The sequence below is a fragment of the Algoriphagus alkaliphilus genome (assembly GCF_900103735.1).
Taxonomy (GTDB): Bacteria; Bacteroidota; Bacteroidia; order Cytophagales; family Cyclobacteriaceae; genus Algoriphagus; species Algoriphagus alkaliphilus.
The window spans coordinates 60150-69018 of sequence record NZ_FMXE01000016.1; the positions used below are offsets into that span (position 1 = coordinate 60150).

Here is an 8869-nt window from a genome sequence, read left to right on the forward strand (position 1 = left end):
TTAATTAGGGCAGTCTTTTAAATTTAACTGGCTTTTTGTTAATTACCCGGATTGATTTCAAAAAACATAAACACTTGCTCTAGATTTTTATTTAATAGCGCATGAAAGTAAAATTTCTATCTTTAATCAAATGATTCAGGACAAGCAAAGCTCAGTTAAAATTTACTTTTTTCTCTTAAGCTTTTTTTTGATTGGCAATGCTTTTTCCCAACAGGGAACTTGGGCAAAAGACTCCTTATCTTTTTATGAAAAGATATTTTGGAATCAAGTTGGCATTAAGGACACGGCAGCGGCTATCAAAACAATCAATTATATTCAGGAAAAAGGAGCTGAAGACTTAGACGCTAAAATTTTTGATTTCTTTTCTGCCACTATGGCGAGAGAGAAGGAAATTGTTATTTCTAATGTTTTAGGAGAATTATTAAGTGCTCAAGGAACATTAGAATTCTTCAGAGGGGATATTATGGCTTCTAAGGCAGCCTTCAAAAAAGCAAAATTAATCTATTCGAAGGCCAAGTTGCTGAATCAAGTAGCGGGGATGGCCATGAATATTGGTGTAATGCACGAAAAAGGAGGATATTATGATTCTGCTATCCTAAATTATCAAGAGGCCTTACCGATATTTGAACTGCAGAAAGATATTTCTTCACTTGCAAGTGTCAATGAAAATATTGCTTTGGCGTATTTGAACCAATCCCAATACCCAAAAGCATTAACCCATATCTCAAAGTCCGACTCATTGTTGAGTACATACCTCGACTCAATTAATAACCGTTGGATAGGTTTTTACTTCAATAAATATCTAATTCTAAAAGAATTGAATAGGCAGGATGAGGGGTTCGAAGTTTTGCTTAAGGCCCTCCGAATTGCAGAACACAATAAAAATCAAAGTGCAATAGCTAAAGTCCATTATAAATTATCAGATGTTTTCGATTACAAAGGAGATAGTCAAAAACAATATAGCTCCTTATTGAAAGCCAAGTCTTATTTTAAAAACACTCAAAATCTTCTGGATATTGCCAATGTTAATTCGTCTCTACTGAATTATCATTTTTCCTCAGGAGATTTGGACTCGGCGTCATTATACGCACAAAAATGTCTTGAATTTTTTGAGCCTTATGGTTTTCAGGAAGAGACTGGTATCACCTATGGGATGTTAGGTAATGTAGCGTTCAAAAAAAACAACTACACTGATGCTGTTATTTACTTTGAGAAGGCCTTAGCCCGATTTGCTGATCAAAAATCTCAAAATTATGCCGGCTACCTCTTTAATATAGGCTATGCTTACACCAAAACCGGAGATTACAAATCTGCACTCGACTATTTAGAAAAATCCCTTGCTATAAGAAAAGAACTAAAAGGCTATAGTGACCTCCAAGAATCTTATCAGGGCCTGGCAGAGACGTATCAGAAAAAAGGAGATTATAAAAATGCTTATGATTACTTGTCCCTGTATCAAGTTTACAAGGATTCTGCTTTCAATGAAACTAAAAACAAGCAGCTAACCGAGTTGGAAACCCAATACGAAACGGAGAAAAAAGATAAAGCAATTGCAGACTTAGAACAAGAAAAGGAGCTGCAAAACCTAAGGGCAGACAAGCAACAGGCGCAGATTTACCTAAGCATTGGCGGATTGGTCATCCTCTTGGGAGTGGCTGGATTATTTTTCAGACAGGCTACACTTCGTAAGAAGTATAATATGGAACTGGAATTCAAAAACGGAGAAATCGCCAAACAAAATGCCGAACGGGAATTATTACTCAAAGAAATCCATCACCGGGTAAAAAACAACCTCCAGATTATCTCCAGTCTATTGAGTATGCAAACCCGCGGCTTGAAAGATGATAAGATGAAGGATGCCATGAAAGAAAGCCAAAGCCGTGTCAAAACCATGGCCCTCATTCACGAAAAGCTCTACCAATACGAGAATCTGTCCAAAATCAACATGCAGGAGTACATTCAGCAGCTAAGTGAATTTCTGACACAAACCTATCGCTCTGACAAAGACATCAAAATCACCATCAACGCTGCAGATATCAACCTCGATATGGACACAGCCATTCCATTGGGACTGATTACCAACGAACTGCTGTCCAATTCCCTGAAATATGCCTTTGAGGATAGCGAGTCTGGAGAAATCATCATCAGCTTTTCCCAGCTTGAATCCGGAGCTTATAAACTATTGATCACGGATACAGGCAAAGGATTGGATGAAAATCTCGACATCGATGCCGCCAAATCTTTGGGTCTAAAACTGGTCAGGACCCTGACCCGGCAGATCAATGGGCAGCTCCGGATAGTCCATCACCCAGGAGCAACATTCGAAATCGACTTTAGCGAACAGAAATTAGCTGCATGATGAACACTGTCCCTTATTTTAGGTTAAAATTCCCGAAACTGGAATCCTAAATCAATTGAAGGGATATAAACAAGGAAGAGTTTGAGCCCATCACCACTCATAAATCTCCCAAAAAGTACTTGCAAAAGTTTAATAGAAAATCAAACAGAATTAATTAAACCCAAATTCCCTTGAGCAAATTAAAAATTCTGATTGTGGAAGACGAGTTGGTCATCGCAGAAGACCTAAAAGAAACCCTGGAGGAGCTAGGGTATGAGGTGTGTGGAATAGCCATCAGTAGCAGGGAAGCATTAGCTATGATCGATGAAAAATCCCCTGATCTCGCACTGCTCGATATTCAGATCAAGGGCGGTAAGGATGGCATTCAACTAGCTGCTGAGATCAACGAGAATTACCATTTGCCCTTCATCATGTTGACTTCTCATGCGGATATCCACACCATCAATCGAGCCAAAGAAGTCAATCCTTACGGGTATCTGGTCAAGCCTTTCAATGAAAAAGAAATATTGGCAGGCATTGAGTTGGCTATGGCCAACTTTGCCAAGGAACAGTCACGAAAAAAAGAGGAGGACTCGTCACACGATTTTGTCCTGAGTGACAGCTTATTTATCCGGACCAATGGGATGCTGGTCAAGCTCAAGCTTCAAGATATTATCTACCTCGAGGCGGATGCAAACTATACTCAGGTTTATGCCAAAGACAAAAAATTTGTGATAAGGTCTACCCTCAAGGACCTAGAAGGAAAGCTAGACCCTAATCGATTTGTGAGAATACATAAATCCTATTTGATCAACCTAGGGGAAATCGACAGCATCCAAGCGGAGTCTGTTTTCATTTCGGGAAAAGAAATTCCAATCAGTCGAAATCAATACAGCTGGCTTTTACAACAGATCAAAATGTTATAAAGTACAGATTGACATTTTTTTACCTTTCTTTCACAATCTATGGGAGTTACTCCCCAACTGAAGATTGTGGATCCTGATTATTAATAGATTCAATTGTTTAAAAAAATAAACCAATTGAATAATGAATTCTACAATCCTACCTATTGAAAGCATCTTTTTTGCATCTTTTTCTGGATTTCCCCTTACTGAAATCACCTTCATTCACTTCTTTCCGGGCTATCGTCTGAGTCGGAGGATAGCGTCTTTCTCGACTCTGAGAGTCTTTAAAGAAGTTCAATTCACGGGATCCAATCCCATCCAACCTTAGCTGCCTGACTTTTCATTTCAGGCACGTACAAAAATCATTGCCCCCCCAAATCCATCGAAATTCCAAAGCAGGTTTTTGACACTCATTCTTTAACCTGATTTATACAAGAGTAATCCCTATTCACATGCTAGAAAAGACCACAGAGCCACTCAAGATTATCATTCTTCAAGAGGAAATAGCAAAACTCGATTTCCTGAGAGATCTCTTCAATGCATCCGGATATACGCTGAAAAAGACTCATTTGACTGGCGAAGATGCGATGAAAATCTTGGACAAAAGTGCTTCTCAACTAGCGGTTTTGGATATCCGGATCATTGCTAATGGATCTGATCTGGAAATCGACTCGTTCTCTTCACCAAAAGTACGAAAGATTAAGAAAGCTCAAGATTCAATATTCAGCCTGGATTCAAGAATTGAAAAAAGCACCTACAAAAATAATCCAGAGCTACAGGCAGATCAAAATGTCTCAGCCAAAACCTCTTCATCCCAAAACTTAATGAAGCAAAAGGATACAACGCCTCCTTCCCATGGACTTGTGTTTAAGGAGAGCCTTTTTATCCGATCCAATAGCCTATTGGTAAAACTCAGGTTTGAGGACATCATCTATCTGGAAGCGGACGCAAATTATACCCAGGTATTTACCACTGATAAAAAATACATCATCCGATCATCGATGAAAGACCTGCAGGATAAACTGGACGACAAACGATTCGCACGAGTCCACAAATCCTTTTTGGTTAATCTTGAAAAAATTGAATCTATCCAAGCGGAGTCTATCCAAATCGAAGGTAAAGAGATCCCCATAGGAAGACCTCAGTACAGTTGGCTTCTTCGGCAGATCAAGGTCTTATGACCAAATAGATTGACATTTTTTTGCACTTCTTCGACAAGAAATGTGGGTTGCTCCCAAGTTCAAAATCTGCGCAGGGATTGAGAGTAAATTCAGTCAAATGAAATTCATCTGACTATGAAAAGTTCAATTAAAATTCTTCAATCCATTTTTCCGGCACCAATCAATGGTCTCTTCATCCTAAAAACGACCTATCCCTATCACGGATTGAAATAGCTTTTTTTTCAGAATACCCCAGTCTATCCTAACCCATCCTTTATTCCCAATCAACACTTTTCAACCATGCTTTTCGAATCAACATACTCTCCAAAAAATTCCCCTCATCAGTTGTTTGAACAGAAGGTAGCTGAATTTCCGGACCATACTGCTATTGTTTTTGGACAAAAATCTCTGACTTATATACAGGTCAATCAAAAAGCAAATCAGCTCGCCCAATACCTGAGATCCTGCGGAGTTTCTGCTGAATCACTAGTCGGCATTTGCATGGAAAGATGCCCAGAATTCATCATTTCCATCTTAGCCGTCTGGAAAGCTGGGGGAGCCTATATTCCCATTGATCCCAGTTATCCCTTAGACAGAATAAAGTTTATGATTGAAGATTCAGCCATTGGGATGATCATCACTCACTTAGAAGTTTATGAACATGGCAATTCTCCATTTGAAAACTTTTCAGGAAAGACTCTTATCTGGGAAGAGGTAATCGGGACGATTTCTACTTTTTCTTCTGATAATCTTGATCTATCTGTTAGTCTTTCTGACCTCGCATATGTCATTTATACTTCAGGGTCTACAGGAAAACCCAAGGGTGTTTTATTGGAGCACCGGGGCCTGGCTAATCTAATTCCTACACAAATCCAAAGGTTTGAAGTAACCCATTCCTCCCGAGTTCTTCAATTTGCCTCCATCAGTTTTGATACTTCCATCTGGGAAATACTTTTGCCCTTAGCATCTGGTGCCACCTTGGTCCTTGCTAGACCACAAAACCTGGTGTTAGATCAACCACTTTCTCAAACGCTTAAAGGATTTGGGATTACCCATTTTACCGCTCCCCCATCTGTACTCGCACTACTTGACCCCACTGGTTTTCCCGATCTTCAGGTAGTCGTATCAGGAGGTGAGGCTCTTAGAAAAGAAATAGCCCTGCGTTGGGCCTCCCATAAAAAACTTTTCAATGCCTATGGCCCCACTGAGGCAACTATTGAAGTCTCAACGGCCAGAATTTATTCATATACCAATCAAATCTATCTCGGAGAGCCGTTACCTTATACCCAATTCTACATTTTAGATCAAGAGGGGAAAGAACTACCTGCCGGCACCCTAGGCGAACTGCATATTGGCGGTGCGGGAGTCGCGAGAGGCTACCTGAATCGACCCGAGTTGACTGCCGAAAAATTTGTGGCAGACCCATTTAATCCTGGCGGAAAAATGTACCGATCCGGGGACCTCGTCTGTAGGACACCAGACGGAGAAATCGAGTATCTGGGAAGAATCGATGAGCAGGTAAAAATCCGCGGATTCCGGATCGAACTCGGAGAGATTGAAAGTGACAAAACTAAGGTCAGTACGGGAGCGGATTTCGTGGCACCGATCTCAGCTACCGAGAAAATATTGGTCAATCTTTGGGCAAAGCTACTCGGCCTTAACCCGGATTCCATCGGTACGCGCGACAACTTTTTTGCCCTGGGTGGAGATTCATTGCGTGCCGCACAGCTGTCGGGAAGGATTTCTCAGGAAACCCATACCGCTGTATCAGTGAAGGATATCTTCTCCAACCCGACGATCGCAGGGCTATCGGAACTGATTGCCAAGAGGGAAAGAACTGCCTTGTCGGTAATTGCCAAAGCACCTGTACAGGAAAGCTACCCCTTGGCCTCGGCACAGAAGCGGGTGTACCTGCACAGTCTGCAGCAGGGTGATGGTTCGGTGCTGTATAACATGCCTGCGGTTTATCAGGTGGATGGCAAAATCGACCATACACTTTTGACCGCTGCATTCCAACTGGTCGTTGACCGCTTCGATGCCTTCCGGACTTCCTTTGCCTTGGCCGGAGGGGAACTCCGGCAGCAGGTTGCTTCCGCTGTTACGGTCGATGTTCCGTTCCTGCAATCATCAGAATCAACCTTGGAGAAAAAACTTCAGGATTGGGGACAGCAGCCCTTTGATCTGCAAAAGGCTCCCCTGATCAGAATGGAACTCTGGCAGACCGAAAGCCGTCAGCTCATCCTGATCGACATCCACCACATCATCATGGACGGCATGTCCTATGGGCCGTTCTTTGAAGCATTGTCCAAGGCTTATGCAGGGGAGGATCTTACTGCCCCATCCCTCAGCTATATCGACTACGTCTGCTGGCAGCAGTCTGAAGCCCAACAGCTTCTCAGATCCAAACAGGCAGCATACTGGAATTCCATGTTTGCAGACGGGATTCCCGCTCTTGAACTTCCCACTGACTTCGGCGAAACGGCCGAGAGGACCTATCTTGGAGGAACTCAGTCATTCTTACTGGAAGGCCCCCTTTTCGAACAGGTAAAGCAGTTCTGCAAACAGACTGGCACTACCCCGTTCATGCTCTTATACTCTGCCTTCACCCTGCTGATCAGTAAATTCTCCCAGAAAGAAGACCTGGTAATTGCTACTACTTCCTCCGGAAGAAACCTGCCCGAGACAGAAGACATGGTAGGCATGTTTGTCAATACCCTTGCCATCCGTAATACCGTGGACAGTAGTCTGCCTTTTACTGGGTTTCTGGAGCGCACCAAACAGCTGTTGCTCGAATCATTTGAAAACGAAGCCTACCCTTATGACGAGCTCATTGCCGGACTCAGGGCACGGCAACTTGGTGACAAGGGGATAAATGTGATGTTCACTCTTTTAAAAGAAGATTATGAACATCAAACGATCAAAGGAGCAGCACTCCACCTTATCAAATCCGAAAAAGAAACACCTGCCATGTTCGACCTAACCTTCAGCGGGTTTGAAGCAAAGGATAATGTTGCTTTTGAGATCGAATATGCCATGGACCTGTTTAATGGGGAAACCATCGGTATGCTTGCTGAGCGTTTTGTAAATCTGCTCCGGCATGCGCTGAGCGCCCCTGAAAAGGCTGTTGCAAAACTTCCAATCCTTCTGGTACAGGAAGCAGAGCAGATCAGAAGCTGGAACGACACAAAAATGGAAGCCCCCCAATCGGCATTGGTCCATCAGCTCTTTGAGCAGAAAGCAGCTGAATTCCCCGACCATACCGCTCTTGTTTTTGAAAAAGAGGAGCTGACTTATGCGGAACTGAACAAAAAAGCCAATCAGTTGGCCCATTTTCTCAGGTCCTGCGGTATCGGTGCAGAGAGCAAAGTAGGCCTGTGCATGAACCGCTCATCCGAACTCATCATTTCCATTCTGGCAGTTTGGAAATCCGGAGGAGCCTATGTCCCTCTTGATCCGGATTATCCTCAAGAAAGACTGCAATTCATGGTAGAAGATTCTTCCATAAGTCATCTTCTTGCCCACCATGAAAGTGAAAAATCAATTGAGGCTGCCATCCAAAACTTTATGGGAGGGGTATTGATATGGGAAGAATTACCCGAGGAAATCCATACTTTTTCCTCTGAAAATTTGAATCTCCCTCTAAAAGACACTGACCTCTCTTATGTCATCTACACCTCTGGTTCTACCGGAAAACCAAAAGGTGTACTGCTTGAACATAAAGGTCTCAATAACCTCATTCCTGCTCAACTGGATCGATTTGAAATCACTTCAGCTTCTCGGTTCCTTCAGTTCGCCTCTATCAGTTTTGACACTTCTTTATGGGAAATTATTCTTTCCCTTTCCTCCGGTGCTTCTCTGGTGCTTGTCAAGCCTGAAAACCTGCTGCTTGATCAAAGTCTTTCAGAAACCTTGCGTAAATTTGAAATCACACATTTCACCGCCCCTCCTTCCGTTTTGGCCATTTTGAATCCTTCTGATTTTCCGGCATTGGAAGTTGTAGTTAGTGGCGGTGAAGCCCTAAGAAAGGAAATAGCTCAGAGATGGGCCAAACAAAAGAAATTATTCAATGCTTATGGGCCGACTGAAGCAACGATAGAAGTCTCTGCCTCTGAAATCAAATCCGACACAACCGCAGTTGCTATCGGTAAACCTTTGCCAAATACAAGTTTCTATGTTTTGGATAAGGAAGGGAATCAACTCCCAATCGGAATCCCCGGGGAGCTTCACATCGGTGGTGTGGGGGTAGCTAGAGGCTATCTGAACCGCCCGGAACTTACTGCTGAAAAATTCATCCCCGATCCCTTCGGCCCGGGACAACGGATGTATCGTACCGGTGATCTGGCTCGATGGCTTAATAACGGTGAAGTAGAATATCTGGGAAGAATCGATGAGCAGGTAAAAATCCGCGGATTCCGGATCGAACTCGGAGAGATTGAAAGTGCACTTCTTTGTTTTCCTGATCTGAA

General features: G+C 42.7%; 4 protein-coding genes. All 4 read left to right on the forward strand.

Going from position 1 to position 8869, the window contains the following annotated elements; genetic code table 11:
- Nucleotides 1-130 precede the first annotated feature (130 nt).
- A complete protein-coding gene (locus BLQ81_RS12310; protein WP_092730414.1) occupies nt 131-2359 on the forward strand; it encodes a tetratricopeptide repeat-containing sensor histidine kinase in 2229 nt (742 codons plus the stop codon).
- Between the two features lie 170 nt (nt 2360-2529).
- The gene (locus BLQ81_RS12315) at nt 2530-3264 is read left to right on the forward strand and encodes a LytR/AlgR family response regulator transcription factor (RefSeq protein ID WP_092730416.1); all 735 of its coding nucleotides are present in this window, start codon (nt 2530-2532) and stop codon (nt 3262-3264) included.
- Between the two features lie 431 nt (nt 3265-3695).
- Nucleotides 3696-4424, forward strand: coding sequence for a LytR/AlgR family response regulator transcription factor (locus BLQ81_RS12320; RefSeq protein WP_092730418.1), 729 nt, complete (start codon nt 3696-3698; stop codon nt 4422-4424).
- A gap of 324 nt (nt 4425-4748) precedes the next feature.
- On the forward strand, nt 4749-8869 hold a 4121-nt coding region (locus BLQ81_RS12325), incomplete at its 3' end, for a non-ribosomal peptide synthetase (protein ID WP_175454226.1).